Origin of the sequence: Streptomyces sp. NPDC091377 (assembly GCF_044757045.1) — a bacterium.
Taxonomy (GTDB): domain Bacteria; phylum Actinomycetota; class Actinomycetes; order Streptomycetales; family Streptomycetaceae; genus Streptomyces.
The window spans coordinates 315,665-341,837 of the sequence record NZ_JBIVUE010000005.1 but is presented as its reverse complement, the minus strand read 5'-3'; the positions used below and the strand labels follow the sequence as shown (position 1 = coordinate 341,837).

At 72.4% G+C, this 26,173-nt stretch carries 24 protein-coding genes and 1 pseudogene; 14 read left to right on the top strand and 11 right to left on the bottom strand.

Going from position 1 to position 26,173, the window contains the following annotated elements:
- Positions 1-192 precede the first annotated feature (192 nt).
- Both ACIQNG_RS13985 and ACIQNG_RS13980 read left to right on the top strand, forming a co-directional pair.
- Positions 193-981 carry an electron transfer flavoprotein subunit beta/FixA family protein gene (locus ACIQNG_RS13985; RefSeq protein WP_401430759.1) on the top strand — a complete coding sequence of 263 codons (789 nt, stop codon included), beginning with the start codon at positions 193-195 and terminating at the stop codon, positions 979-981.
- Between the two features lie 102 nt (positions 982-1,083).
- Entirely contained in the window at positions 1,084-2,046 is a 963-nt protein-coding gene (locus tag ACIQNG_RS13980) for an electron transfer flavoprotein subunit alpha/FixB family protein (RefSeq protein ID WP_401484879.1), read from the top strand.
- A 111-nt stretch (positions 2,047-2,157) separates the two neighbouring features.
- On the opposite strand, the gene ACIQNG_RS13975 is transcribed toward ACIQNG_RS13980, so the two are convergent.
- Entirely contained in the window at positions 2,158-3,063 is a 906-nt protein-coding gene (locus tag ACIQNG_RS13975) for an endonuclease/exonuclease/phosphatase family protein (protein ID WP_401484877.1), read from the bottom strand.
- A gap of 252 nt (positions 3,064-3,315) precedes the next feature.
- On the opposite strand from ACIQNG_RS13975, the gene ACIQNG_RS13970 reads away from it, so the two are divergent.
- Together ACIQNG_RS13970 and gdhA are read left to right on the top strand one after the other, a co-directional pair.
- The gene (locus tag ACIQNG_RS13970) at positions 3,316-4,620 is read left to right on the top strand and encodes a DUF6986 family protein (protein WP_401484875.1); all 1,305 of its coding nucleotides are present in this window, start codon (positions 3,316-3,318) and stop codon (positions 4,618-4,620) included.
- A gap of 194 nt (positions 4,621-4,814) precedes the next feature.
- Positions 4,815-6,155, top strand: a complete 1,341-nt coding sequence (gdhA, locus tag ACIQNG_RS13965; RefSeq protein ID WP_401485109.1) for an NADP-specific glutamate dehydrogenase — start codon at positions 4,815-4,817, stop codon at positions 6,153-6,155.
- Between the two features lie 44 nt (positions 6,156-6,199).
- Here gdhA and ACIQNG_RS13960 read toward each other — a convergent pair whose 3' ends face one another.
- Both ACIQNG_RS13960 and ACIQNG_RS13955 read right to left on the bottom strand, forming a co-directional pair.
- Complete coding sequence (locus tag ACIQNG_RS13960) at positions 6,200-6,895, bottom strand: hypothetical protein (RefSeq protein ID WP_401484873.1); 696 nt, start codon at positions 6,893-6,895, stop codon at positions 6,200-6,202.
- Between the two features lie 638 nt (positions 6,896-7,533).
- On the bottom strand, positions 7,534-8,583 hold the full coding sequence (locus ACIQNG_RS13955; RefSeq protein ID WP_401484871.1) for a LacI family DNA-binding transcriptional regulator: 1,050 nt from the start codon (positions 8,581-8,583) through the stop codon (positions 7,534-7,536).
- Positions 8,584-8,798: 215 nt separating this feature from the next.
- On the opposite strand from ACIQNG_RS13955, the gene ACIQNG_RS13950 reads away from it, so the two are divergent.
- The 3 genes from ACIQNG_RS13950 to ACIQNG_RS13940 all read left to right on the top strand — a co-directional run bounded on the left by ACIQNG_RS13950 (position 8,799) and on the right by ACIQNG_RS13940 (position 11,563).
- Entirely contained in the window at positions 8,799-9,752 is a 954-nt protein-coding gene (locus ACIQNG_RS13950) for an ROK family protein (RefSeq protein WP_401484869.1), read from the top strand.
- Between the two features lie 388 nt (positions 9,753-10,140).
- Positions 10,141-10,359 (top strand): hypothetical protein, encoded by a 219-nt coding sequence (locus tag ACIQNG_RS13945; protein ID WP_401430745.1) that lies wholly within the window; start codon positions 10,141-10,143, stop codon positions 10,357-10,359.
- A 151-nt stretch (positions 10,360-10,510) separates the two neighbouring features.
- A complete protein-coding gene (locus ACIQNG_RS13940; RefSeq protein ID WP_401484867.1) occupies positions 10,511-11,563 on the top strand; it encodes an NUDIX domain-containing protein in 1,053 nt (350 codons plus the stop codon).
- Between the two features lie 144 nt (positions 11,564-11,707).
- Here the strand turns inward: ACIQNG_RS13940 and ACIQNG_RS13935 are convergent, their stop codons facing one another.
- Entirely contained in the window at positions 11,708-13,063 is a 1,356-nt protein-coding gene (locus tag ACIQNG_RS13935) for a dipeptidase (protein ID WP_401484865.1), read from the bottom strand.
- Between the two features lie 275 nt (positions 13,064-13,338).
- Here ACIQNG_RS13935 and ACIQNG_RS13930 point away from each other — a divergent pair, with 275 nt between their 5' ends.
- Positions 13,339-14,718: a geranylgeranyl reductase family protein gene (locus ACIQNG_RS13930; protein ID WP_401484863.1), complete on the top strand. Its 1,380-nt coding sequence runs from the start codon at positions 13,339-13,341 to the stop codon at positions 14,716-14,718.
- Between the two features lie 49 nt (positions 14,719-14,767).
- On the opposite strand, the gene ACIQNG_RS13925 is transcribed toward ACIQNG_RS13930, so the two are convergent.
- A complete protein-coding gene (locus ACIQNG_RS13925) occupies positions 14,768-15,868 on the bottom strand; it encodes a DMT family transporter (protein WP_401484861.1) in 1,101 nt (366 codons plus the stop codon).
- Positions 15,869-15,967: 99 nt separating this feature from the next.
- Here ACIQNG_RS13925 and ACIQNG_RS13920 point away from each other — a divergent pair, with 99 nt between their 5' ends.
- On the top strand, positions 15,968-16,513 hold the full coding sequence (locus ACIQNG_RS13920; RefSeq protein ID WP_401485107.1) for a TetR/AcrR family transcriptional regulator: 546 nt from the start codon (positions 15,968-15,970) through the stop codon (positions 16,511-16,513).
- A 13-nt stretch (positions 16,514-16,526) separates the two neighbouring features.
- Here the strand turns inward: ACIQNG_RS13920 and ACIQNG_RS13915 are convergent.
- Positions 16,527-16,697: pseudogene (locus ACIQNG_RS13915) on the bottom strand (deazaflavin-dependent nitroreductase); the annotation flags it as partial.
- 108 nt (positions 16,698-16,805) lie between these two features.
- Between ACIQNG_RS13915 and ACIQNG_RS13910 the strand changes: the two are divergent.
- Both ACIQNG_RS13910 and ACIQNG_RS13905 read left to right on the top strand, forming a co-directional pair.
- Entirely contained in the window at positions 16,806-18,101 is a 1,296-nt protein-coding gene (locus ACIQNG_RS13910; protein ID WP_401484859.1) for a sensor histidine kinase, read from the top strand.
- Entirely contained in the window at positions 18,098-18,763 is a 666-nt protein-coding gene (locus ACIQNG_RS13905) for a response regulator (protein WP_401430731.1), read from the top strand. Before ACIQNG_RS13910 ends, ACIQNG_RS13905 begins: the two co-directional genes overlap by 4 nt.
- On the opposite strand, the gene ACIQNG_RS13900 is transcribed toward ACIQNG_RS13905, so the two are convergent.
- Positions 18,724-19,008, bottom strand: coding sequence for a DUF6332 family protein (locus ACIQNG_RS13900; protein WP_401430729.1), 285 nt, complete (start codon positions 19,006-19,008; stop codon positions 18,724-18,726). The two genes, ACIQNG_RS13905 and ACIQNG_RS13900, sit on opposite strands and share 40 nt — an antisense overlap.
- A 132-nt stretch (positions 19,009-19,140) precedes the next feature.
- Positions 19,141-20,625: an MFS transporter gene (locus ACIQNG_RS13895; RefSeq protein ID WP_401484857.1), complete on the bottom strand. Its 1,485-nt coding sequence runs from the start codon at positions 20,623-20,625 to the stop codon at positions 19,141-19,143.
- 87 nt (positions 20,626-20,712) lie between these two features.
- Here ACIQNG_RS13895 and ACIQNG_RS13890 point away from each other — a divergent pair, with 87 nt between their 5' ends.
- Positions 20,713-21,138 carry a MarR family winged helix-turn-helix transcriptional regulator gene (locus ACIQNG_RS13890; protein ID WP_401484855.1) on the top strand — a complete coding sequence of 142 codons (426 nt, stop codon included), beginning with the start codon at positions 20,713-20,715 and terminating at the stop codon, positions 21,136-21,138.
- 18 nt (positions 21,139-21,156) lie between these two features.
- Here ACIQNG_RS13890 and ACIQNG_RS13885 read toward each other — a convergent pair whose 3' ends face one another.
- From ACIQNG_RS13885 to ACIQNG_RS13875, 3 genes are all read right to left on the bottom strand, one after another.
- Positions 21,157-22,032 carry a maleylpyruvate isomerase family mycothiol-dependent enzyme gene (locus tag ACIQNG_RS13885; protein WP_401484853.1) on the bottom strand — a complete coding sequence of 292 codons (876 nt, stop codon included), beginning with the start codon at positions 22,030-22,032 and terminating at the stop codon, positions 21,157-21,159.
- Positions 22,033-22,115: 83 nt separating this feature from the next.
- Complete coding sequence (locus tag ACIQNG_RS13880) at positions 22,116-23,330, bottom strand: MFS transporter (RefSeq protein WP_401484851.1); 1,215 nt, start codon at positions 23,328-23,330, stop codon at positions 22,116-22,118.
- Between the two features lie 111 nt (positions 23,331-23,441).
- Positions 23,442-23,660: a hypothetical protein gene (locus tag ACIQNG_RS13875; protein WP_401484849.1), complete on the bottom strand. Its 219-nt coding sequence runs from the start codon at positions 23,658-23,660 to the stop codon at positions 23,442-23,444.
- 436 nt (positions 23,661-24,096) lie between these two features.
- Between ACIQNG_RS13875 and ACIQNG_RS13870 the strand changes: the two genes are divergently transcribed.
- A complete protein-coding gene (locus ACIQNG_RS13870) occupies positions 24,097-25,341 on the top strand; it encodes a helix-turn-helix domain-containing protein (RefSeq protein WP_401484847.1) in 1,245 nt (414 codons plus the stop codon).
- A gap of 179 nt (positions 25,342-25,520) precedes the next feature.
- A complete protein-coding gene (locus ACIQNG_RS13865; protein WP_401484845.1) occupies positions 25,521-25,928 on the top strand; it encodes a hypothetical protein in 408 nt (135 codons plus the stop codon).
- Positions 25,929-26,173 lie beyond the last annotated feature (245 nt).

Below are 26,173 nucleotides of genomic sequence, written 5' to 3'. Positions count from 1 at the left end.
TCGAGTTCCGGTTACGCTGCGTTGCGAAGGTCACAGTTCAAAGCGCTTGCTCAGTGGGCATGAACTGGATGTACTGACGAGTAATATCGTGGTCGGAGCGCGGGTCGCCCCGGCCGGGATCGGCCGCCACGGGCGCCTATGCTGCCTGCTGGAAGGCAGCCGAGAAATGTCGATTGCAGTAGGAGAGCCGGCGTGAGCTTGAGGATCGTTGTCACCGTGAAGTACGTGCCCGACGCCACTGGCGACCGGCACTTCGCCGATGACCTGACCGTCGACCGCGAGGACGTGGACGGGCTGCTCTCCGAACTGGACGAGTACGCGGTCGAGCAGGCCCTGCGGATCTCCGAGAACTCCGACGACGACGTCGAGGTCACCGTGCTCACGGTCGGCCCCGAGGACGCCAAGGACGCGCTGCGCAAGGCGCTGTCGATGGGCGCGGACAAGGCGATCCACGTCGAGGACGACGACCTGCACGGCACCGACGCGATCGGCACCTCCCTGGTCCTGGCCAAGGCGATCGAGAAGGCCGGCTACGACCTGGTCGTCTCCGGCATGGCCTCCACCGACGGCACCATGGGCGTCGTCCCGGCCCTGCTCGCCGAGCGCCTCGGCGTTCCCCAGGTCACCCTGCTGTCCGAGGTCTCCGTCGAGGACGGCAAGGTCACCGGCCGCCGCGACGGCGACGCCGCCTCCGAGCAGCTCGAAGCCTCCCTCCCGGCGGTCGTGTCCGTCACCGACCAGTCCGGCGAGGCCCGTTACCCGTCGTTCAAGGGCATCATGGCGGCGAAGAAGAAGCCGGTCGAGTCCTGGGACCTGTCGGACCTGGACATCGACGAGGACGAGGTCGGTCTGGACAACGCGTACACCGCCGTGGCCTCCGCCACCGAGCGTCCGGCCCGTACCGCGGGCACGATCGTCAAGGACGAGGGCGAGGGCGGCAAGCAGCTCGCCGAGTTCCTCGCGGGCCAGAAGTTCGTCTGAGGCCCGGCACTCGGCGCGTAGCCGCCCCCCGGCGCGAGCCGCCGCCCGGCGGGTGTGCGCCGACCGTCCCGCCCCCTTCGCAAGCAGGAGAGAAGAAGTCCCATGGCTGAAGTTCTCGTCTACGTCGACCACGTGGACGGCGCCGTCCGCAAGCCCACCCTGGAGCTGCTCACCCTGGCCCGCCGCATCGGCGACCCGGTCGCCGTCGCCCTCGGCAACGGCGCGGCCGACACCGCCGCGACGCTGGCCGAGCACGGCGCGGTCAAGGTCCTCACCGACGACGCCGCCGAGTACGCCGACTACCTCGTCGTCCCGAAGGTGGACGCCCTCCAGGCCGCCCACGAGGCCGTCTCCCCGGCCGCCGTGCTCGTGCCGTCCTCCGCCGAGGGCAAGGAGATCGCCGCCCGCCTCGCGCTGCGCATCGGTTCCGGCATCATCACCGACGCCATCGACGTGGAGGCCGGCGACGAGGGTCCGGTGGCCACCCAGTCGGTGTTCGCCGCCGCCTACACCACCAAGTCCCGGGTCGCCAAGGGCACTCCCGTCATCACGGTCAAGCCCAACAGCGTCGCTGTCGAGGCCGCGCCCGCCGCGGGCACCGCCGAGGCGCTCGCCGTGTCCTTCTCGGAGCAGGCCACAGGCACCAAGGTCACCGCGCGCACCCCGCGCGAGTCGACCGGCCGTCCGGAGCTGACCGAGGCCGCGATCGTCGTCTCCGGCGGCCGGGGCGTCAACGGCGCCGAGAACTTCGCGGTCATCGAGTCCCTCGCCGACGAGCTGGGCGCCGCGGTGGGCGCGTCGCGCGCGGCGGTGGACGCGGGCTGGTACCCGCACACCAACCAGGTCGGCCAGACCGGCAAGTCCGTCTCCCCCCAGCTGTACATCGCCGCCGGCATCTCCGGCGCGATCCAGCACCGGGCGGGCATGCAGACCTCGAAGACCATCGTCGCCGTCAACAAGGACGCCGAGGCCCCGATCTTCGAGCTGGTGGACTACGGCGTCGTCGGCGACCTCTTCGACGTCGTCCCGCAGCTCACCGAGGAGATCAAGACCCGCAAGGGCTGATCCCGCTTCCGTTCCGTACGAGGCCCCCGCGACCGGCGACCGGTCACGGGGGCCTCGCCGTGCCCGACCCGGTGTCCGACCCGGTGTCCGGCCGAGGGCTCGGCCGAGGACTCAGCCGAGGGTCAGGGTGGCCTGCACGGGCAGATGGTCGCTGGGGAACTGGCCGCCCAGCGAGAAGGTGTTCATGACCGCGCGATGGGCCGTCACCCCGGGTGTGGTGAGGATCCAGTCGATGCGGTCGCCGTCCGGCTTCAGCGGCCGGTAGCCGTGGAAGGTGCCGTACGCCGGGCCGCGCTCGGCGGCGCTGTCCCAGGCGTCCGTGAGACCGGCCGCCAGGAGCGTGCCGTGGACGGGGCTCCGGTGCGCGGGCACGTTGAAGTCGCCCGTCATCAGCAGCGGGAGGGACGGGTCGAGGGTGCCCAGCCGCTCGACGATCAGCGCGGCGGCGCGGGCGCGGGCGTTCGGGCTGCTGTTGTCGAGGTGGGTGTCGAGGGCGTAGAACTCCCGGCCGCCGTCGCCGAGATCTCGGAAGCGCACCCAGGTGGCCATCCGGATGGAGCCGCCGCCCCAGGTGTTGGAGCCGATCACGTCCGGGGTGTCGGAGAGCCAGAAGTGGTCGTACTCCAGCGGGGCGAGGCGCCGGGTGTCGTAGTAGAGGGCCATGAACTCGTCGCGGCTGCCGCCCGCGCGGCCGGTGCCGATCCAGTCGTAGGCGGGGCCGAGGTCGCTCTCGATGTCGCGGAGCTGCTGGTACAGGCCCTCCTGGGTGCCGATGAGATGCGGGCGCTCGCGGCGCAGCAGGGCCCGGGTGACGGGTCTGCGCACCGCCCAGCTGTGGGGTTCGGCGGTGCTCGCGTAGCGCAGGTTGAAGGTCATCACCTCCAGACGGCCCTCCGTCCGCTCCTCGGCGCGGGCGGCGTTCGCCGACGGCGCGGTGCCGGAGAGGGAGCCGGCGACCGTGGCGGCGAGCGCGGTCTTCAGACCGAGACGGCGGGTGACGCGGCGGTGGTGCGGCACGGGTGCTCCTTCACTGGGTTCCGGGAGGTCGTACCGCCGTGCGGGACGGGAGCGGGCCTCCATGAGCGGTGGAGTGACGGGGGTCGAAGGGGTGTTGACCGGCGGAGGGGCGACAGATAGTTTCCTTCAACAGAATGTTGATTTCACCGTGCGGAAGTACAGAAGCGCGGAAGAACGGAAGCGCAGGGGACGAAGCGCGGGTACGAAGCGCGGGGTACGGAGTACGCAAGCGCGGAAGGCTGGAGGAGCCGAATGGGTCAGGACCGGCAGGAACGGGTGTCCACGAGCCTCGCGGGCGCCGTGAGCGAGGCCGTCAGCGCCTCCCTCGCGCCGGTCGACGCCGAACTGGAGCGCCGCTACCCCGGAGACCCCGGCACCCGCCAACCCGTCCACACCGTCTACGTCCCCGGCGACATCTTCGCCGCCGACACCCTCCGCTCCTGGGGCGACCGGGCGCTCGCCGCCCTGGACGAACACGCCCCGGACGCCGCCGCCTTCGCCGCCGTCCTCGGACTGGACGAGTCGCTCGCCGAACCCGTCCACACCCGCGTACGGGCCAAACTGGAACACGAGCCGGTGGAAGACGTCCGGGTCGACTTCGAGGACGGCTACGGCCCCCGCCCCGACGCCGAGGAGGACGAGGCCGCCGCCCGAGCGGCCCGGCTGATCGCCGAGGCGTACGCCGACGGCACCGCGGCCCCGTACATGGGTATCCGTATGAAGTGCATGGAGGCACCCGTCCGCGACCGCGGCATCCGCACCCTCGACATCTTCCTCACCGGCCTGATCGAGTCCGGCGGGCTGCCGGACGGGCTCGTGCTCACCCTGCCCAAGGTGACCTACCCCGAGCAGGTCACCGCCATGGCCCGGCTGCTGGACGCGTTCGAGGAGGCACACGCCCTGGAGCCCGGCCGACTCGGCTTCGAGATCCAGATCGAGACCAGCCAGGCCATCCTCGCCTCCGACGGCACCGCCACCGTCGCCCGGATGATCGAGGCCGCCGGGGGCCGGGCCACCGGACTGCACTACGGCACCTTCGACTACAGCGCCTGCCTCGGCGTCTCCGCCGCCCACCAGGCCAGTGACCACCCGGCCGCCGACCACGCCAAGGCCGTCATGCAGGTCGCCGCCGCCGGCACCGGCGTCCGTGTCTCGGACGGCTCCACCAACGTCCTGCCCGTCGGCACCACCGAGCAGGTCCACGACGCCTGGCGCCTCCACCACCGCCTCACCCGCCGCGCCCTGGCCCGCGCCTACTACCAGGGCTGGGACATGCACCCCGGACACCTCCCCACCCGCTACGCCGCCGTGTTCGCCTTCTACCGCGAGAGCTTCGAACCGGCCGCCGCCCGCCTCGCCCGCTACGTCAGCCGCACCGCCGGGGACGTCATGGACGAGCCCGCCACCGCCAAGGCCCTCAGCGGCCACCTGCTGCGCGGCCTGGACTGCGGCGCCCTCGACCTCCCCGAGGTGACCGCACGGACCGGCCTCGACCGGGCCGCGCTGGAGGGCTTCGCGGTACCCCGCCGCGGCGACCTGTCGGCGTCCGGCGGCTGAGAAGCCACTCTTCAGCGGGCCGCGCGGGCCGATGTGCTGGTCAAGATGTTTACCTGCACGTCACACTTATCGTGCACCGCGCGCGGCGACGCCGCCGAGCGCTCATCGACGGACCGGATCCCGGGCGGGCCGCACCTGCCCGGGATCCGGTGACCGCCGCGCCAGAAAGGCCCCTCGTGACGACGCGATCCGACATGCGGACCAAGCTCGGTGCCCTGCTCGCCGGGATCGAGCAGCGCAATCCCGCTCAGCCCGAGTTCCACCAGGCCGCCCAGGAGGTCCTGGAGACGCTGGCGCCGGTGCTCGTGGCCCGTCCCGAGTACGCCGAGGCGGGGCTCGTGGAGCGGCTGTGCGAGCCCGAGCGGCAGATCGTGTTCCGGGTGCCGTGGCAGGACGACCGCGGGCGGGTGCAGGTCAACCGGGGCTTCCGCGTCGAGTTCAACAGCGCGCTCGGCCCGTACAAGGGCGGGCTGCGCTTCCACGCGTCGGTCGATCTCGGCGTCATCAAGTTCCTGGGCTTCGAGCAGATCTTCAAGAACGCGCTGACCGGTCTCGGCATCGGCGGCGGCAAGGGCGGCAGCGACTTCGACCCGCACGGACGCAGCGACGCCGAGGTCATGCGGTTCTGCCAGTCCTTCATGACGGAGCTGTACCGGCACATCGGCGAGCACACCGACGTACCGGCCGGTGACATCGGCGTCGGCGGCCGGGAGATCGGCTACCTCTTCGGCCAGTACCGGCGCATCACCAACCGCTGGGAGGCCGGAGTCCTCACCGGCAAGGGCCAGGGCTGGGGCGGCTCGCTGATCCGCCCGGAGGCGACCGGCTACGGCAACGTCCTGTTCGCCGCCGCGATGCTGCGCGAGCGCGGCGAGGACCTGGAGGGCCAGACGGCGGTGGTGTCGGGCTCCGGGAACGTCGAGATCCACACCGTCGAGAAGCTGCGCGCCCTCGGCGCGAACCCCGTCACCTGCTCGGACTCCTCCGGGTACGTCGTGGACGAGAAGGGCATCGACCTGGAACTGCTCAAGCAGGTCAAGGAGGTCGAGCGGGCCCGCGTCGGCACCTACGCCGAACGCCGCGGCGCCTCCGCCCGCTTCGTGCCCGGCGGCCGTGTCTGGGAGGTCCCCGCCGATGTCGCCCTGCCGTCGGCCACCCAGAACGAACTGGACGAGAACGCCGCCGCCACGCTGATCCGCAACGGGGTGAAGGCGGTCTCCGAGGGCGCCAACATGCCGACGACCCCCGCCGCCGTGCACCTGTTCCAGCAGGCGGGCGTTTCCTTCGGCCCCGGCAAGGCGGCCAACGCGGGCGGCGTCGCGGTCAGCGCGCTGGAGATGGCCCAGAACCACGCCCGTACCTCGTGGCCGGCGGAGCGCGTCGAGGACGAGCTGACGCAGATCATGAACGACATCCACGCCACCTGCCACGAGACCGCCGCCCGCTACGGCGCCCCCGGCGACTATGTGACCGGCGCGAACATCGCGGGCTTCGAACGGGTCGCCGACGCGATGCTGGCACAGGGCGTCATCTGACCCCGGAACGCGGAGGCGGCGCCCCCGGGGCGGGACGGGACCGGTCAGGGGGGAGGCCACGGCGCCCCGGCCCCGCGCCCCACGGTCCGCCGACCGCCCACGTACCGCTCCAGACCCGACGGCACGACCAGCCCCTCCTCCGCGAACAGCGCCGTACCGCGCGCGCCCAGCGCCGGATCGGAGCGCACCCGCGCGCAGAACTCCTCCGGGGTGTCCCCGCACAGCTCCCGCAACCGGGGCAGCTCGGTCAGGAGCGCGGTCAGCAGGGCGCGCTGGTCGCCATGGCGGCGGGGCGCGCCGGTGCCGTCGTGCAGGACGCCGCGCCGATTGACGTAGACGAACGCGCCCGGGAGCGTACGGCCGTCCTCCAACTCGATCCGCACCTCCGGCGCGGGCAGCCAGGCCCGACGGTAGTTGCCGTACGGCAGCGGGACGCCCTCGCTGGCGTCCACGACCGCGAGTTGCCCGGCGTCCGGCCAGGTCAGGAACAGCTCACGCACGGTGCCCGGCGCCGCGAACGGGGAGGCGCTGACATATCCCATCCGGCTGATGTGCGCGGACACCCCGACGTCGATCCCGGTCACCCGCACCCGTACCAGCGGCATCGGCGCCGTGATCCCGGACTCGGCGAACTTGGCACGGAGCTGGCCGGGACAGGCATTGGACCCGACGGCCAGAACGGGGGTGCGGTCCGGATGCACGAGCCGCTCCAACGGCAGCATCCGGTCACCCACCAGCAACCCCGATCCCCGCGGCCAAACCCCCGGATACCCCAACGGCCGATCCCGAGGCACCCCGGCAAGCCCCAACTCCACCAGAGTCCTGCCGGGCGGCTCCGACGACCCGCCGCGCTCGTCCGAGACCCCGCCGGATGGCTCCGCCGCCCCGCCGCGCACCTCCCCGGCCCCGCCGCCCAGCCCCTCCCCGGCCCCGCCGTGCTCCGCCGAGGCTGTCCCACCGGGTTCCCCCGGGGGTGTGTGTTGCTCCTTGCGGGGCCCGCCGGGGTGCGCCGAGGTTCCGCCATGCTCCTTGCGGGGTCCACCGGTTGGCTCCGGGGTCGCGTGGGGCTCCTTCGAGGTCTCGCCGGTTGGCATCCGGGCCCCGTGGTGCTCCGCCGGGGTTCCGCCGGTCGGCTCCAGGGCTCCGCCGTGGTTTTGGCCGGCCCGGCCGGGTGGCTCGGGCGTGACGTCATGTGCGGCCGGGGTCCCGCCGGGCGGCTCCGGCGTCCCGCCGCGCTCGTCCGAGACCCCGCCGGATGGCTCCGCCGCCCCGCCGTGCTCCGCCGAGGGCGCAGTCCCGCGCCCTGAGGTCCCGTCGGAGGCGGTGGGTACGCCCGGTTCCTCCTCGTTGCCGTCGGTGCCGTCCATCGTGTCTTCCCTCAGTCCACCGGGGGCAGTTCCCCCGAGCCGCGGGTGATCAGCCGGGTCGGCAGTTCGAGGCGCTCGGGAGTGATCAGGCTGCCGTCCAACTGCCGGAAGAGCCGCTCGGCGGCCGTACGGCCCAGCGCCGCGGCGTCCTGGGCGACGACCGTGACACCCGGACGGAGCAGATCGCCGAGTTCGATGTCGTCGAAACCGACGAGGGCCACCGGCCGGGTCTGCTCAGCGAGCACCCGGATCACGGTGACCGTCACCCGGTTGTTGCCCGCGAAGATCGCGGTGACCGGGTCGGTACCGGTCAGCATCGCCTCGGCCGCCCGCCGCACCCGCTCCGGATCCGTGACCCCCAGGGACATCCAGCCGTCCGCGACGGGTATCCCCGCGTCCTCCATGGCGGTCCGGTAACCGCGCAGCCGCTCCGCGGCGGTGTGGATGCGCGGCCGGTCACCGATGAAGCCGATCCGCCGATGGCCGTGCGCGATCAGATGCGCCACACCGCCACGGGCCCCGCCGAAACTGTCCGACAGTACGGTGTCGACGTCGATCTTCCCCGGCGGCCGGTCCACGAACACCGTGGCCACGCCCGCCCGGATCTCCGGCTCCAGGTAGCGGTGGTCGTCCCCGGCCGGGATCACCACCAGACCGTCCACCCGCCGCGCGCACAACGCCAGCGCCAGTTCCTGCTCCCGGTCGGGATCCTCGGCGCTGGAACCGTTGATGAGCAGCGCCCCGTGCGCGCGGGCCACTTCCTCCACGGCCCGGCTGAGCGGTCCGTAGAACGGGTCGGCGAGATCCTCCAGCACCAGACCGATGCTCGCGGTGCGGCCCTTGCGCAGCACGCGCGCGCTGTCGTTGCGCCGGAACCCCAGGGCGTCGATGGCCTCCTGCACACGCCGCTCGGTCTCGGGCGTCACCCCGGGCTCCCCGTTGACGACCCGCGAGACGGTCTTCAGACCGACCCCGGCGCGGGCCGCCACGTCCTTCATCGTGGGCCGGTTGCCGTAACGGCTCATGGGAAGTCCGTCTGCGCGGCGGTGCGTTTCGGGCACGATGGAGTGTCCTGTCCTGTGGTCCACGGGGATACACCGGTGTATCGGGTCGTATGAGGATGTTGGCGACGAGCATAGAGCCTGGACAACGTTGTCAGAAGCGCGAGAGACTGTTCCACGCAATCTTCGGCCCGAGCGCCCCACCGCAGGACCGTCCTGCCCTCTCCCCGCGACGGCGGGGAGCCCGACATGGTTGACGGGGAGTACCGACTCAGATGCACACCGACCTCGTGGCAGCGCTCGACATCGGCGGCACCAAGATCGCCGGAGCGCTGGTGGACGGCCACGGCACGATCCAGAAGCGGGCGCAGCGCCCGACGCCGGCGCAAGAGGACGGCGACACCGTGATGGCCGCCGTCACGGAGGTGGTCCGGGAACTCACCGCCTCCCCGCTGTGGGGCCGCGTCGACGCCCTCGGCATCGGCAGCGCGGGTCCGGTCGACGCGACGGCCGGGACCGTGAGCCCGGTCAATGTGCCGGGCTGGCGGGACTACCCACTGGTCCGGGGTGTCCAGGAGGCGGCGGGCGGGCTGCCCGTCGAACTCATCGGCGACGGGGTCGCGATCGCCGCCGCCGAGCACTGGCACGGCGCGGCGCGCGGGCACGACAACGCGCTGTGCATGGTGGTCTCCACGGGGGTCGGCGGCGGACTCGTCCTCAACGGCCGACTGCATCCGGGGCCGACCGGGAACGCCGGGCACATCGGCCACATCAGCGTCGATCTCGACGGCGACCCGTGCCCGTGCGGCTCGCGCGGCTGTGTCGAGCGGATCGCCAGTGGGCCCAACATCGCCCGCCGCGCGCTGGAGGGCGGCTGGCGCCCCGGCCCCGACGGTGACACCTCCGCCGCCGCCGTGGCCGACGCCGCGCGCGCGGGCGATCCGGTCGCCGTCGCCTCCTTCGAGCGCGCCGCGCAGGCCCTGGCCGCCGGGATCGCCGCCACCGCGACCCTGGTGGAGATCGACATCGCCGTCGTGGGCGGCGGGGTGGGCAAGGCGGGCCCGGTCCTGCTCGACCCCCTCCGCAAGGCCCTCGCCGCCTACGCCACCCTCTCCTTCGCCCGCCGCCTGACGGTCGTACCGGCCCAGATGGGCACCGACGCGGGGCTGGTCGGGGCGGCTGCGGCGGCGCTGGCCCGCAAGGGCGACCCGACCACGGCGGGGGTGTGAGCCCGCGGAAGGAAGAGGGAACGCCGCCTCGGCGAACCGGGGTTCACCGAGGCGATCGCGCAGGTCCATGGCGCACGTCCATGGCGCACGTCCGTCGCGCAGGTCCATCGCGCACGTCCATGGCGCACGTCCGTCGCGCAGGTCCATCGCGCACGTCCATGGCACCGAGTGGCACCGAGTCCAGGTGCCGACGTCCGAGGCACCGAGTCCCAGGCGCCGACGTCCCAGGCGCCGGCTTCTTCCCGGGCCGGCCGTGGCCCTCGCCCGCGCGGTGACCGGCGCATCCACCGACGCCGGGACTCTCCGGTCGGCGCGGCGCGGCCGATCGGGTCCACCCGTCCGGCTCTCGGGCCGTGACCCCGGGGCCGCCGACGGAGTTGTTCCGGGCATGAAGAAGCGCAGCATGCTCGCCATCGCCTCCCTCGCCACCGGCTTCGTCGTCGCCGCGATCACCCCGTCCCACGGCCTCGGCGACGAACTGACCGAACTCGATGTGAACGGCACCCTCAGCGCCGTGGACAAGACGCTCGCCAGCGACAGCTTCGCCATGGAGGAGAACGCCCTCGGCGGCAACAGCCAGAGCAGCGGTGGTGGCCGGAGCGAGTGAGGGGCGCGAGCCCGAACGAGCGCCGCGGCGCCGGACCCCGTACGCCCGGGGGTCCGGCGCCGCGGTGCTTCCACCCGCCCTCAACTGCGGCTGGTTTCCGTGGCAGGGTGGAGCGGGCAAGCCACAGGGGGCCAACAGAAGAGGGGGACCTGTGACCGTCGTCTGGATCAACGGCGCGTTCGGTGCGGGCAAGACCACCACCGCACGGGAACTGATCGAGCTGATCCCGAACAGCACGCTCTTCGACCCCGAGGTCATCGGCGGCGCGCTCCCTCATCTGCTGCCCGCCAAGCACCTCGCCGAGGTCGGCGACCACCAGGACCTACCGATCTGGCGCCGACTGGTGATCGACACCGCCGCCGCCCTGCTCGCCGAACTCGGCGGCACGCTCGTGGTGCCCATGACCCTGCTGCGTCAGGACTACCGCGACGAGATCTTCGGCGGACTCGCCGCCCGCCGGATCGGTGTCCGACATCTGCTGCTCGCCCCGGCCGAAACGATCCTGCGTGAGCGGATCGCCCACCGGGAGGTCCCGCCCGAACTGCCGGACGGCGAGATACGCGTCCGGCAGTGGTCGTACGACCACATCGAACCGTTCAAGGCGGCCCTCGCCAACTGGCTCGCCACCGACGCGCACCCGGTCGACAACGGCACCCTCACCCCCTACGAGACCGCCGTCCGGATCGCCGACGCCGTCGGCTCGGGGACCGCGCCCGCCTGCGAGATCGTGCAGACCCCGGAACCCACCGCCGAGACCGTGGCCTCCGGGGTCCTGCTCTTCGACGAACAGGACCGCGTCCTGCTGGTCGACCCCACGTACAAGCCCGGCTGGGAGTTTCCCGGCGGTGTCGTGGAACCCGGCGAGGCCCCCGCCCGCGCCGGGGTCCGCGAGGTCGCCGAGGAGACCGGCGTCCACCTCGACGCACTGCCCCGGCTGCTCGTGGTCGACTGGGAGCCGCCCGCACCCCCCGGCTACGGCGGGCTGCGCCTCCTCTTCGACGGCGGCTCGCTCGACTCCACCGAGGCCGCCCGGCTGATGCTCCCGGGACCCGAACTCCGCGACTGCCGTTTCGTCACGGAGGAGGAGGCCGCCCGACTGCTCCCGCCGGTGCGCTACGAACGTCTGCGCTGGGCCCTGCGCGCCCGCGAGCGCGGCGCCACGCTGTACCTGGAGGCCGGCGTGCCGGTGGGGACGAGAAGCTGAGGCCCCACCTGACACCCTTTCGGCGTCGGCGGAAGAGTGAAAGAACCACGGCGGGAGTACGACGGCCAGGGCGCCCGGCAAGTACCGCGGCCGGGGCCCTCACCGGCCCGCGTACGGCTCCGCCCCCGGGGCGCCCCGATCCGGTCAGCCCGCCGCGTAGTTGCGCAGGAACAGCGCCTCCGCCACCGACAGGCGCTCCAACTCCCGCGGCGACACGCTCTCGTCGACGGCGTGGATCTGGGCCTCCGGCTCGCTCAGCCCGATGAGGAGGATCTCGGCCTCGGGATAGAGCGCGGCGAGGGTGTTGCACAGCGGGATGGAGCCGCCCTGTCCGGCGTACTGCATCTCCTGGCCCGGATAGGCGACCGCCATGGCGTCGGCCATCGCCTGGTACGCCGGGCTGGTCGGGTCGGCGCGGAACGGCTGGCCCTGGCCGACCTGCTCCGTGGACACCCGGGCACCCCACGGCGTGCGGGCCTCCAGATGGACCTGGAGCAGCTTGGTCGCCTCGGCCGCGTCGACCCCCGGCGGCACCCGCAGACTCACCAGCGCCCGCGCGCCCGCCTGCACGGACGGGGTGGCACCGACGACCGGCGGGCAGTCGATACCGATGACCGTGACCGCCGGCCGCGCCCAGATCCGGTCGGCGACCGTGCCGGAGCCGATCAGCTCCACGCCCTCCAGCACCTTGGCGTCCTTGCGGAACTGCTCCTCCTCGTACTGGAGCCCCTCCCAGCCGCTCACCCCGTCCAGCCCGTCGACGGTGGTCGAGCCGTCCTCCGCGCGCAGCGAGTCCAGGACGCGGATCAGCGCGGCCAGGGCGTCCGGGGCGGCGCCGCCGAACTGGCCGGAGTGGAGATTGCCTTCGAGGGTGTCGACCCGGACGCGGACCAGGGTCATGCCGCGCAGCGTGGTGGTGACGGTCGGCAGGCCGACGCGGAAGTTCCCGGCGTCGCCGATCACGATCGTGTCGGCGGTGAGCAGGTCCGGGTGCTGCTCGGCGTACCGCTCAAGACCGCCGGTGCCCTGCTCCTCGGAGCCCTCGACGATCACCTTGACATGGACCGGGACCCCGCCGTCGGCCTTCAGCGCGCGCAGCGCCAGCAGATGCATGAGCACCCCGCCCTTGCAGTCCGCGGCACCGCGCCCGTACCAGCGGCCGTCGCGCTCGGTCAGCGCGAAGGGCGGGGTGGTCCAGGCGGCCTCGTCCAGCGGCGGCTGCACATCGTAGTGCGCGTACAGCAGCACCGTCCTGGCGCCCTCGGGGCCCGGCAGGAAGCCGTAGACCGACTGGGTGCCGTCCGGGGTGTCGAGCAGGGCGACGTCCTGGAAGCCCTCGGCGGTGAGCGCGTCCGCGACCCAGCGCGCCGCACCCTCGCTCTCGCTCCGCGGGAACTGGTCGAAGTCCGCCACCGACTTGAAGGCCACCAGCTCGGTGAGCTCCGCCTTCGCCCTGGGCAACAGCGAGGCGATGGTTTCGGCCAGCGGATTCGACGACATGGGCACGCTCCTCGTAGGTGCGACGTTGTACTTCTGTGAACGGGTCTGCGCGGTCAGCGGACACCGCGAAGTGTTGTCTGTGACTTCTGTGCCATTTGGTGCAAGGTTGCGCGCACGGACAAGCAACGCTTTTGCGTACTGATGACCGCGCGGGTGTAGGCGCGTCCTCGTGCGGGGCGCATACGGAGCCGATCCTCCCACAAGGGCCTGCGGCGTCACGGCCGTAGGATGCGGGGGACAGTCGGCAGGCGGCGGATCGGGAGCAGTAGACCATCGTGAGCAGCGAGAACTCTTCGGCGGACGACGTGCGGCAGGTGTGGGACGTCGTTGTGGTGGGCGCGGGGCCGGCGGGTGCGTCGGCGGCGTACGCGGCGGCGGTCGCGGGGCGGCGCGTACTGGTGCTGGAGAAAGCCGAACTGCCCCGGTACAAGACGTGCGGCGGCGGCATCATCGGCCCCTCGCGCGACTCGCTGCCCCCGGGCTTCGAGCTGCCGCTGCGGGACCGGGTGCAAGCGGTCACTTTCTCTCACAACGGGCGGTACACACGGACGCGCCGCTCCAAGCAGATGCTGTTCGGTCTGATCAACCGGCCCGAATTCGATCAGCAACTGGTCGAGCACGCGCAGAAGGCGGGCGCCGAACTGCGCACCGGGGCCACGGTGACCCGGGTGGAGCAGCACGGCTCGGCCGTACCCGATCGCCGCACGGTGGCCGTCGTCCTCCAGGGCGGGGAGACGCTGCTGGCGCGGGCCGTGGTCGGCGCGGACGGCAGTGCCAGCCGGATAGGGGCGCACGTCGGCGTCAAGCTGGAGCAGGTCGACCTCGGCCTGGAGTCGGAGATCCCGGTGCCGGACACGGTCGCCGAGGACTGGAAGGGCCGGGTCCTCATCGACTGGGGGCCGATGCCCGGCAGTTACGGCTGGGTCTTCCCCAAGGGCAACACCCTCACGGTCGGGGTCATCTCCGCGCGCGGCGAGGGATCCGCCACCAAGCGCTATCTGGAGGACTTCGTCGGACGGCTCGGTCTGGCCGGCTTCGAGCCGAGCATCTCCTCCGGCCATCTGACCCGGTGCCGCGCCGACGACTCGCCGCTCTCGCGCGGCCGGGTGCTGGTGTGCGGGGACGCGGCGGGGCTGCTGGAGCCGTGGACCCGCGAGGGCATCTCGTTCGCGCTGCGCTCCGGTCGGCTCGCGGGGGAGTGGGCGGTCCGTATCGCGGAGGCCCACGACGCCGTCGACACCCGCCGCCAGGCCCTCAACTACGCCTTCGCCGTCAAGGCCGGCCTCGGTGTGGAGATGGCCGTCGGCAAGCGGATGCTGCGGATCTTCGAGCGGCGTCCCGGGCTGTTCCACGCGGCCCTGACCGGGTTCCGCCCGGCCTGGAGGGCGTTCATGGACATCACGCGCGGCTCGACCACCCTGGGCGAACTCGTCCGCAGCCGCCCGATCGCCCAGCGCGGCCTGGCCATGCTGGACCGCCGGGCGGCGGAGTCGGAGCCCGAACAGCAGACGCGCAAGCCGGACGCCGACCCGGACGCGAAACCCGACCCGGACGCGAAGTCGAGCCCGAGGCCGAACTCCCAGGCGCAGCCGGATTCGGAGTCGGAGTCGGAGTCGGAGTCGGAGTCGCCGGAGGGTCCGGGGTCCCGGGACTGACGGGCGCGGGGCGCCCCCTCCGCCGACCGGAGGCGCGGCTGGGCGGTGGTCACGCCCTCCGGTACGGCTGCGCACAGACGGGCGACTGCGCCGCCGCCCCGGACGTGGGCTTGCCCTCGGGCGCCGACGTGCTCCCGGGTGTGGGCTTGTGTCCGGCTGTGGACGTGCACCCGGGCGTGGGCATGCGCCCGGACATGGACGTGCTCCCCGACATGGGCATGCTTCCGCCCGCAGAGGCCGCGGCCCCCGTCCCGGTGACCGTCCGGCCCCCGGCCCTCCGTCCGCCCCCGGCCGCCCCGTTGACGACGACCACCGCGGCCAGGGCGGCGGCGAGCCCGAGGGCTGTCCGGGTGGTGAACGGTTCGTCGAACATCGCCGCGCCCCAGACGGCCGTGACCGGTGCCATCAGGAACATCAGCGTGTTGACCTTGGTGACGCCGGAGCGCCGTAGCACCAGCCAGTACAGGCCGTAGCCGCCGAAGGTGGACAGGACGACGAGCCAGACGGTCGCGACCCAGAAGGAGGACGTGCCCGGCGGGGCGGCGGCGCCGGTGGCGAGGGCGGCGCCCGTGAAGACGACGGCGCTGGTGGCGCAGTGGACGGTGAGCGAGACGAACGGCGTGACCCGGGTCCGGGACCGCTCTTCGAGGAAGGTGGCCGCCACCAGGGACAGCATCCCGGCGAACGGGACGAGGTACGCCCACCACGCGACCCCGTCGGCGGCGGAGGCGTCGGCCGTGCTGACGAGGGCCACCCCGCCGAGCCCCAGACACAGCCCGAGCCACTGCCGGGCCGAGACGTACTGCCGCAGCAACGGCCCCGCGAGCGCCCCGGCGACGAGCGGCTGGGTGGCGTCGATCAGGGCCGTGGTGCCGCTGGAGACACCGAGCTGGATGGCGTAGTAGACGGTCAGCAGGTAGCCGCTCTGGGAGAGCAGGCCGATCACCGCCTGGCGTCCCAGGTCGCGCGGGGTGAGCCCGCGCCAGGACGCCCGGGCGCGCACCACGGCGACCGCGCCGAGGAGGACGGCGAGCGGCAGGAACCGCCACATCAGCAGGGTCACGGCGCCGGCCTCCGCCGTACCGAGTTTGGCGCCGACGAACCCCGAGCTCCAGCACAGGACGAAGGCGACGGACAGAAGGAGATCCATGGTTCGCTCCGAGTGACTAGACAGATCGGTCTACCTGGCTCACCGCAGCGACTATACAGATCGGTATACTCTGGAGCCATGGGCATCAGACGGATCACCATGACCCCCGGCGCACACCGGGTGCTCGACGCGGCCTCACGGCTGTTCTACGAGCGCGGGATCCACGCCGTGGGGGTGGATCTGATCGCCGCCGAGGCCGGGGTGACGAAGAAGACGCTCTACGACCGGTTCGGCTCGAAGGAGCAGATCGTCGTGGAGTACCTCGCCGCGCGGGACGAGCGCTGGCGGGAGTATCTGGCGCGGCGGCTGGAGGGTGTGACGGGAACCGTGCCGCGCGTGTGCGCCGTCTTCGACGCCTCCCGGGACTGGATGACCAAGCACGGCGCCAAGGGGTGCAGCATGGTCAACGCGCACGCCGAGATCAGCGACCCCGCCCATCCGGCCTACGCGGTCATCAGCGCCCAGAAGCGATGGATGCTGGCGCTCTTCACCGACCTGGTGGGGGAGCCGGACACGGCCCGCGCGCTGATGCTGCTGCACGAGGGGGCCCTGGTCGCCCACGGGCTGCGGATCTTCCCGGACGCGATCACCCGGGCGCGCGAGGAGGCGGCCGGGCTCCTGGCCGGACGGGTCACTTCCGGATGACCGCCCTGTCGGCTCAGTGGGTCCTGGTGAAGGTCAGCCGGAAGACCGGATGGTCCGGGGCGATCCGCCGAAGCTCCGCGTCGGAGGAATCGGGGCCGACTCCCTTGAAGAACGCGCCCACTTCCGACTTCCAGCGTTCGAGGTAGGCCCGCAGCACCGGCGGCTTGTCGTCGTCGGCGACCTGGAGGGGAGGAGGCAGGGCCCGGTGATCGGCCGTACTTCCACGGGAGTACGGCCGATCACCCCCTCCGGCCGACGGCGCGGGCGGCCGGTGGCGTCTAGCGTGGCGGGCATGGAGAGGCAGCAGGGGCGATGGCCGGGTCCGCCCTGGTGGCGGCACGGGCCGTCCTCGTGGAACCGCTGGAACGAGGAGGACGACAGCCGCCTGCCCTGGCGCTCCACCCTCGCGCTGACCGTCATCGTGCTCGTCGGATCGAGCTTCGCCGCACAGGCCCAGTCGGGTGAGCGCGCCCCGCTCGACACCTTCGCGCGCCTGCTGCTGCTCGCCGGATGTGTGCTGCTGCTGTTCCGCAAGCGGTACCCGGTCCCCGTCGCCTTCGGTACGGCGCTGGCCGCGATGGTCTATCTGGGCGCCGGCTACGCGTACGGGCCGGTCTTCCTGACGGTGGCCGTCGGGTTCTTCAGCGCGCTCGTCGTCGGGCGGCGCCGGGCCGCGTGGGCGGCGCTGCTGATGCTGTGGAGCGGTCATGTCCTGGTCGCGCACTGGCTGTACCGCTGGCTGCCGCCCGCCGGGGACACCCCCGCGCCCTGGGGGCAGGAACTGGTGATCGCGGCCTGGGTGGCGGCGATCGTCGCGGTGGCCGAACTGACCCGGGTGCGGCGTGAGCAGTGGGCCAAGGAGCGGGCCGAACGCGCCCAGGCGGCCCGCCGCCGCGCCGACGAGGAACGGCTGCGGATCGCCCGCGAACTCCATGACGTGCTCGCGCACAGTGTCTCCGTCATCCATGTCCAGGCCGGTATGGGGCTCGCCCTCCTGGACTCCGACCCGGAGCAGGCGCGGGCCGCGCTCACCACCATCAGGTCGGCCAGCAAGGAGGCGCTCGGCGAGGTCCGCCAGGTGCTCGACACCCTCCGCGCCCCGGGCGACGCCCCCCGCGCGCCCGCGCCCGGCCTGGACCGGCTCCCTGAACTGGTGGAACAGGCCGCCTCCGCCGGGCTGACGGTCGAGGTGGAGGGACGGCCGCCGCGGCTGGCGCCCGGTACCGATCTCGCCGCGTTCCGCATCATCCAGGAAGCGCTCACCAATGTCGTACGGCATTCAGGGTCGCGGCAGGCGCGGGTGCGCGTGACCCACGGCGGCGGGACCCTGCGGCTGCGGATCGATGACGACGGGCCCGCGACCGGCGCCGAGGCCGGCGGCAGCGGCAACGGACTGGCCGGGATGCGGGAGCGGGCCGCCGCCCTCGGTGGCACCATCGAGGCGGGCCGCCGCGACGACGGCGGATTCCGGGTACGGGCCGTGCTGCCGCTCACGCGAGGCGGGAGCGGGCCGGAGCGGGCGCACGACGCCGGCACGGCGGGGGCGCGGCGAGCCACGGCCGATGGACACGAGGAGGAGGACCGGTGATCCGCGTACTGCTCGCCGACGACCAGTCATTGGTGCGGGCCGGGTTCCGCGCGCTGCTGGACGCGCAGGCGGACATCGAGGTGACGGCGGAGGCGTCCGACGGGGAGGAGGCCGTGCGCACGGTGCGTGAACTCCGCCCCGACGTCGTCCTGATGGACATCCGCATGCCGGTGCTGGACGGCCTGGCCGCGACCCGCCGGATCACCGGGGACGCGGAACTCGGGGACGTGCGGGTGGTCATGCTGACCACCTTCGAACTGGACGAGTACGTCTTCGAGGCCATCCGCTCCGGAGCCTCGGGCTTCCTGGTGAAGGACACCGAACCGGAGGAACTCGTCCGGGCGGTACGGGCCGTGGTCGCGGGGGACGCGCTGCTGTCGCCCGGGGTGACCCGACGGCTGATCGCCGAGTTCGCCGCCCGCTCCAAGGAACCCGCCGCGACCGGCACGCTCGGGGAACTCACCGAGCGGGAACGGGAGGTGATGGCCCTGGTCGGGATCGGTCTGTCCAACGAGGAGATCGCCCGGCGGCTGGTGGTCAGCCCGCTCACCGCGAAGACCCATGTCAGCCGTACGATGGTGAAGCTGGGCGTGCGCGACCGGGCCCAACTGGTGGTGCTGGCCTACGAGTCGGGACTGGTACGGCCGGGCTGGCTGGGCTGACGGGAGCGCTCGAACTTCTGGAGCACGCTCACCACCCGGACGGTGAACAGGAGCGGGGCGAGCACCAGCCCCGCGATCCGCAGCCCGCTCTCCAAGGTGCCGTGGAGGTCGAGGAGCAGCGCCGGGCCGGCCACCGCCCCGAAGAGCAGGGCCGCCGCGAACACCCCGCTGACGAGCGCGTACCCGATCTCGACGGTCCTCGCGTCCCGATCGCCGCGTGACCGCTCCCCCTCGTACGTACTCATCCCGGTTCCCCCGTAAGTCCGCTGCTTCCTCCCCGGAGTGTCCGACGCGGATGCCCGGCGAGGCAAGTGCGCTTCGCCGGGCATCCGCCGGAGGCGTTCGTTCCCCCGAGGTCGAGCGTCTGCGGTCGCGATCTAGTCGCGGGTCGCCACGCGCTCGGCCGCCTCCGCCTCCCGCGGGGTGGACCGGGTGACCACGAGGGACTCCTTCCTGGCCCGGCCGCGGAGCCCGGTCAGGGACAGGAGCAGTCCGGCCGTGGCGACGCCGGTGATGACGAGCAGGCCGGGGCGGTAACTGTCCAGCACGGCCTGCGCGGTGGCGGTCTCGGGGGCTCCCGCGGTCACCACTGCCGTCACCACGGCCAGGAAGAGGGCGCCGCCGACCTGCACCGAGGTGTTGAGCAGTCCTGAGACCATGCCCTGCTCGTGGTCGTCCACGCCGTTGGTGGCCTGGATGTTGAGGGCCGGGAAGACCAGGGCGCAGGCGGCGCCGATGAGCAGCATGCTGGGCAGGATCGCGGCGGCGTACGTCGGGTCGAGATCGACGCCGAGGAACAGCGCGTACCCGGCGACCATCAGCGCGAAGCCGACGGCGAGCAGCCGCTGGGTGCCGAAGCGGTCCACGACCGAGCCGACGGTGGTCGCCGACAGCGCGACCACGGCACCGGCCGGGAGGAAGGCGAGCGCGGTGTGCAGCGCCGACCAGCCGAGCAGTGACTGCATGTAGAGGGTGACCAGGAACTGGAAGCCGACGTACGAGCCGAAGAAGGCCATGGCCCCGAGCTGGGCGCGGATCTGGTTGCCGGAGCGCAGGACGCCCAGCCGGATCAGCGGACCCGGTGAACGCCGCTCGACCTGGACGAAGACGGTGAGCAGGGCGGCCACGGCCAGGAAGGACAGCAGGGTGCGGGCCGATGTCCAGCCGACCTCAGGAGCCTGGACGACCGTGAAGACCAGCAGCAGCATCGAGGCGGTGCCGAGAACGGCGCCGGGGATGTCGTAGCCCTGGTGGTCGCGTTCACGGGCGCTGCGCGGCAGCAGCTTCAGACCGGCGATCAGCGCGATCAGGGCGATGGGCGCGGGCAGCAGCATGGTCAGCCGCCAACTGGCCTCGGTGAGCAGACCGGAGAGGACCAGCCCCATGGAGAAGCCGGTGGCGGCGCAGGTGGTGTAGATGGACAGGGCCCGGTTGCGCAGCGGGCCCTGGGGGAAGGTGGTGGTGATGATCGACAGGCCCGCGGGCGCGGTGAACGCCGCGCTGAGGCCCTTGATGAAGCGGCTGGCGATCAGCAGCGGGCCCGAGTCCACCAGTCCGCCGAGCAGTGAGGCCACGGCGAAGACACCGAGCGCGACCAGGAAGACCTGGCGGCGGCCGAGCAGGTCGGCGGCGCGTCCGCCGAGGAGCAGGAGGCCGCCGTAGCCGAGGATGTAGCCGCTGACGATCCATTGCAGGGTCGAGGTGGAGAGGCCGAGGTCGGAGCCGATGGACGGCAGGGCGACACCGACCATCGACACGTCCAGCGCGTCGAGGAACATCGCGGCGCAGAGCACCAGCAGGGTGCCCCACAGGCGGGGCGTCCAGCGGCCCTCGGAGGCGGAGACGGTGAGCGGAGAGGTCATGAGCGCTGACACTACATGCATACGCATTCAGTGCAAGTGCATTTAATTCTGATGCAATAAAACTCCGTCTCTGCTACGGTGCCGCCCATGCCGGAGAAGAGAGGCGAGCGGGCGCTCGTGGAGCGGTGGCGCGACATCCTCGCGCTGCATGCCCGCACCCAGTGCGAACTCGACCGCGTGTTGCATGAACACGGCCTGGGCGCCAGCGACTTCGAGGTGCTCGACGTGCTCGCCGAGGGCGCCGTCCCGGGCGGTGACTGCTCCTTCCGGGTCCAGGAGATCGCCGACCGGATCCACCTCACCCAGAGCGCCCTGTCCCGGCTGGTCGCCCGCCTCGAACGGGACGGGCTGGTGGAGCGGGCCATGTGCGCGGAGGACCGGCGGGGCGTACGGGTCCTGCTCACCGAGAAGGGCCGCGCGTTGCACGGGGCCGTGCTGCCGGTGCAGCGCGGGGTGCTGACGCGGATGCTGGCGGGCGAGGGTGACGCGGCAGTGGGCCGCCAGGGGAGCTGACGGCCGTCCCGCCCATGGTCAGATCCCGGACAGCTCCCGCCACAGCGCCGCGAGGGCCGGGTCGCCGGACACCTGCGGGATCGGGACCCGGTTCCACAGCGCCAGGTACAACTGATCGGCGGGACCGGCCAGTTCGCACTCCGCCGGTCCGTCCGCGCCGCGCGTGGTGACCGGCGGCTCCTGCGACAGCCGTACGGTCCATACGGCGTCGGCGCCGGTGTCGGTGTCCGGGTCGGGTTCTGCGTCGGCGTCCGCGCGGGTGTGAAGGCGGGTGTTGGTGGCGCGTACGCGCAGCACCCGGGGCTCGTCCGTGCGCACCCGGCTGCGGGAACGGGCGTGGAAGCCGCGGAGCAGTTCGTCGATGCCGTCGACGGCGAAGCCGGGGGCGACGGGGGAGGGCGCGGGCACCGCAGGTCCGGCCGACGGGATGTGTGTGGCCTGCGGGATCTGCGGGACCTGCGGAATCTGGGGCACCTGGGGGACTTGCGGGCCCGACAGCGCTGACTCGGCGTCGAACCGGTGCACGGTGGTCTCGTGCGCCTGGCGCCGGGCCCAGAAGGCCAGCGGCGAGGGCGCGGGGAGGAAGGTCCAGCAGTCGATGTCCGGCGCGGCCGTACGCAGGGTCTCGACCAGGGTGCGGTGACTGTCCTGGTACCAGTCCACCAACTCGGCCCCGTCCACCTCCGGTGGCGCGTCGAGGGGGCGTGGCCGCTTGAGTCCCTCGGCGACGAAGCCCGCCGCCCAGCGGTGGACCGCGCCCGTGTGTCGCAGCAGGTCCGCGATCCGCCACTCCGGACAGGTCGGCACCGTGGCGTCGGTCCCGGCCTGCCGGGCGGCCGTGGCGAGCGACCGGCCCTCGGCGTCGAGGGTGTCGAGGAGACGGGAGGTGTCCATGGGGTGAGTCTGCCGGACGGTATGCCTGTTCACGCAAGAGAGCCCCGGAAGAACCGTTCCGAGCCCGCCGCGCGGCCCGGTCGTCAGCCGGTGGGGGTGAGGGCCCGCCGGGTCAGGAAGCCGATGAGCGCGGCGACGGCGGCGAGGACCGCGACGCTGGTGAGGGCGGCGGTCAGCGAGAACCAGTCGGCCATGAAGCCGATCGCCGGAGGGCCGAGCAGCATGCCGCTGTAACCGAAGGTGGAGGCGACGGCGACCCCGCTGGGCCCGGCGAGGGCACCGGCGCGCTCGACGGCGACCGGGAAGAGGTTGGCGAGGCCGAGTCCGGTGACGGCGTAGCCGATCAGGGCCGCCCAGACGGACGGGGCGAGGGAGCCCAGCAGCATGCCGAGCGCGGCGGTGAGCCCGCCGAGCAGCACGGTACGGGTGGGGCCGAGCCGCTCCAGCAGGGCCGTCCCGCTCAGCCGACCGACGGTCATGGCGAGCGCGAAGCAGGAGTAGCCGACCGCGGCCATGCCGAGGGACGCGTCCAGGTCCTGCTCCAGATGCAGGGCGCCCCAGTCGGCCATGGCGCCTTCGCCGTACGCCGTGCACAGGGCGATCAGCCCGAAGACGGTCACGAGTCGCCGCTCCCGCCCGGCGAGCCGGTGCGGGCCGCCGCCCGCGGTTCCCGGGGTGCGTTCGGGGAGGCGGGGCGGTGGGATGCGCAGCAGGGCGCGTCCGGCGACGGCGGTGACGAGCAGGCCGATCACGGCGAGGATGAACAGATGGCGGGTGGGGGAGAGGCTCCCGGCCACCAGCGCGCCGAGCCCGGCGCCGACCATGCCGCCCAGGCTGAAGGCGGCGTGGAAGCTGGGCATGATCGGACGCCGCAGGGCGGTCACGAGATCGACGGCGGCGCTGTTGAAGGCCACGTTGATACCGCCGTAGGCGGCGCCGAACACGAGCAGGACGAGGCCGAGGGCCGGCGGGGAGTGGGTGAGCGGGGGGAGGGTGATGCTGAGGGAGAGGAGTACGGCGCAGGCGACCGTGACGCGATGGCTTCCGTAGCGTCGGCAGAGGCGGCCGGTGATCATCATGGTGATGACGGCTCCGGCGGAGACACCGAGGAGGGCGAGCCCGAGCGCGCTGGCGGAGGCGCCGGTCTGGTGCTTGATGTCGGGGATCCGGACGACCCACCCGGCGAAGATGACGCCGTCGAGGGCGAAGAAGCAGGTCAGGACGGTACGGAGGCGGCGGAGTTCGGGATCGTGTCCGGCCACGGCGCTGTGGAACCGGAGTTTGTTTATTAGCGGCACAAAAGCAGGCTAGGGGCGAGGTGGGGGCGGGGCAAGGGTGGGTCGCCGCCGGGAGCCGCCGCGGCCGGGCCGCCGGCCAGCCGTCTTCGTCCGGACCGCCGGTCAGCCGTTCTAGTCCGGCCCCCACCGGTCCGGTCCGCCGCCGCGCCACTCGATCAGGGCGCTGCGTACGACGTCCATCTCGTCCCAGTCATGGAGCCCGACCTCCTGGAGCATCCGGGCGACGTCGTTCACGGAGTAGGCGCGACCGAGGATCTGCCCGGCCACGCGTACCCGTCGGCCGCCCTGCTCGTCGGGCGGGTAGATCACCACGGGGGTCGCTGACGTCATACTTCAGCGTCACCCGGCCGGGGGGTTGCTGCACGTCGGGGGTTGCGGTGGCCCTGCGAGGGTCAGCGGAGGACCTGGGGGCGTCGGGGTTGCCCTTCGGGGGGCGGACGAGGATCTGCGTCTTCGCCTGGCCTGGCTTGAGTGAAGTGGGCAGAGTCTGGGTGCTCTGACGACAACCGCGCTGGTCATCTCCTGTGCTTCCCGCGTATGTGGGAGTGGTCCCGTCCTGGCGACGTCGACCGCGCCGACGATCCCGGTGCTCCCCGCGCGTGCGGGGGTGGCCCCTTGCCGTCACGAACCGACCGGGCCGGGTTTCTGTGGTGGCCCGCAGAACGGCGGCGGGCTCACGCTCGGTGACCGTAAGGCCCGTAACGGGTCCGCCCGTTGAGAGGTCGGGGGTACCGTTTCCTAGTGGACGCTAGGAATGGAGACCAGTATGGCCCGTTGGAGCGACTACACGACCGGCGAGCGCATCAAGATCCTTCGCGGGAAGAGCATCCGGCAGAGCGACCTCGCTGACATGACCGGGCTTTCACTGCCCACCGTCCAGCAAGCCGAGCAGGACAAACGACTCACCCTCCAGACGCTGTTGAGGATCGCCGACGCGATCGGGGTCGACACCTCGGTCATCCTCGGCCAGCAGGCCCCGCGCCGTGCGATGGAGCAGCAGGACCGCACGATGATGCGCGACCTCTCACGGGCCGTCCACGACACGGCTGCCGGCCTCGTCCCCGAAGGTGTGGAAGCGGCAGGTCTGGACGAACTCCGGGACATCACGGACCGCTGCTGGCGGCTGTACTGGGACGGCCGGTACGCCGAGGCCGGAGCGATCGCCGCGCCCTTCATCACCTCGGCGGCTGCCCGCCTGCGAGAACAGGCCGCCGGGGAGCAGTCGCCGGCGTGGGGCGTGATGTCGGATGCCTACCGGCTCGCCGGGTACGTGGCGAACCTCATGGGGAACCGGGATCTGGCGTACGCGGCCATCGGGCAGGCGCAGGTCGCCGCCGAGCGGGGTGGCGACGAGCTTCGTCAAGCGCTGGTCACCTCCGGGCGGGCCTGGGTGTATCTGCGGGACGCCAGGCTGGCGGACGCCCTGCGGCTGGCGGAGAAGTCCGCCGTCGACATCGAGCCCCGCTTCTCGAAGGCGTCGAAGAACGAGCTGGTGGCGTTCGGATCGCACGTGAACTTCGCGGCGGTGGTGGCGAGCCGGACGGGCGACAAGGAGCGGACCGCCGACTACCTCAGCCAGTCCCATGCCACGGGTGCCCGCATGGGCGGTGAACACCAGGCCCACGGAACTTTGTTCGGGCCGGTTTCCGCGACGACGCAGGCTGTCGGCATCAACCTGGCCCTCGGTAACACGGGCAAGGCGCTGACCCTGATGAAGTCCATCCAGGACGACGACCTGTCCGCACTGTCGGGGGCTGCGACCAACCGGTACCAGATGGACCGGGCCATGGCGTACGCCGACGCGAAGATGTGGGACGCGTCCCTCGACGTTCTGGAGAAGGCTCTGACCAAAGATCCCGAGTGGGGTCGTCATCAGGCCCTGCCCGGTGTGATCGTGCAGAAGATCGGGAAGGCGGGCACCGCGCGGCTCAGGCGGGTGTCGGAGCTGATCGGCGTGGCGCCGACAGGAGCGAACGGCTCCCTGCCCTCGGCAGCCAGGACAGCCGTGTGACTCGTATGTGACGTACGAGAGGTGGAGCTTGATGCCCCCAACACTCTTACCCTGCCAGTGATCTGACGAGGAGTCGCAGGGCGTGGGCAAGCGCCCCGTACGACTGGCGGAAGCAGCAATCCGCAGAATCGTACGGGGCGCTTCTTCACGTACACGTCGTGCAGCGGGACGGTATCGGTATGCCCAGGACACGAACCGAACAGGCCCGTCGGACACAGATCGCGGACGCTGCCACCGGCGGCGTCCGGCGCATCAGCGTCGTGCTGTACGTGTGCCTCCCCGACGGGCACACCGAACGGGTTCTCACCGATCTGCGCGCGTACGCCGCAGCCCGAGACTGGAGCGTGGCCGACGAACTGGTCGACCCGTCCGGCGCCGCTACGCCGATGACGGACCGACCGCAGTGGGCCAGGCTGGCCGAACTCATCGAGAGCGGCCAGGCGCAGGGGATCGTCACCCCGATACACCGCCTGTGCGGCCTTCGTGAAGCGGACCAGGAGCAGTTCGACACGTGGCTGGCAGTCCACCGGGCGTTCGTCGTCAACGTGCCGAACGCCGACCCCATCGAGTCCGCCGCCCGATTCTGACCCTGCCCCGAAGTGAAAGTCCCGGCGACCGTGCGACCGGTCCCGGGGATGGCCAACGCTCGAAGCAGAGAGAAGCGTCAACATGACCAACCGTATCGTCCCACCGCCGCCACGCCCACCCGGCGTGAAGATGACCATCGACGTGTACACCGTGACGCGGGACGGACGGGTGACCCCGCCGCGCGCCACCGTGGTCGTGCCCCACGACTACGAACCCGCCGGGAACCTCTGGGGCCTTGACCAAC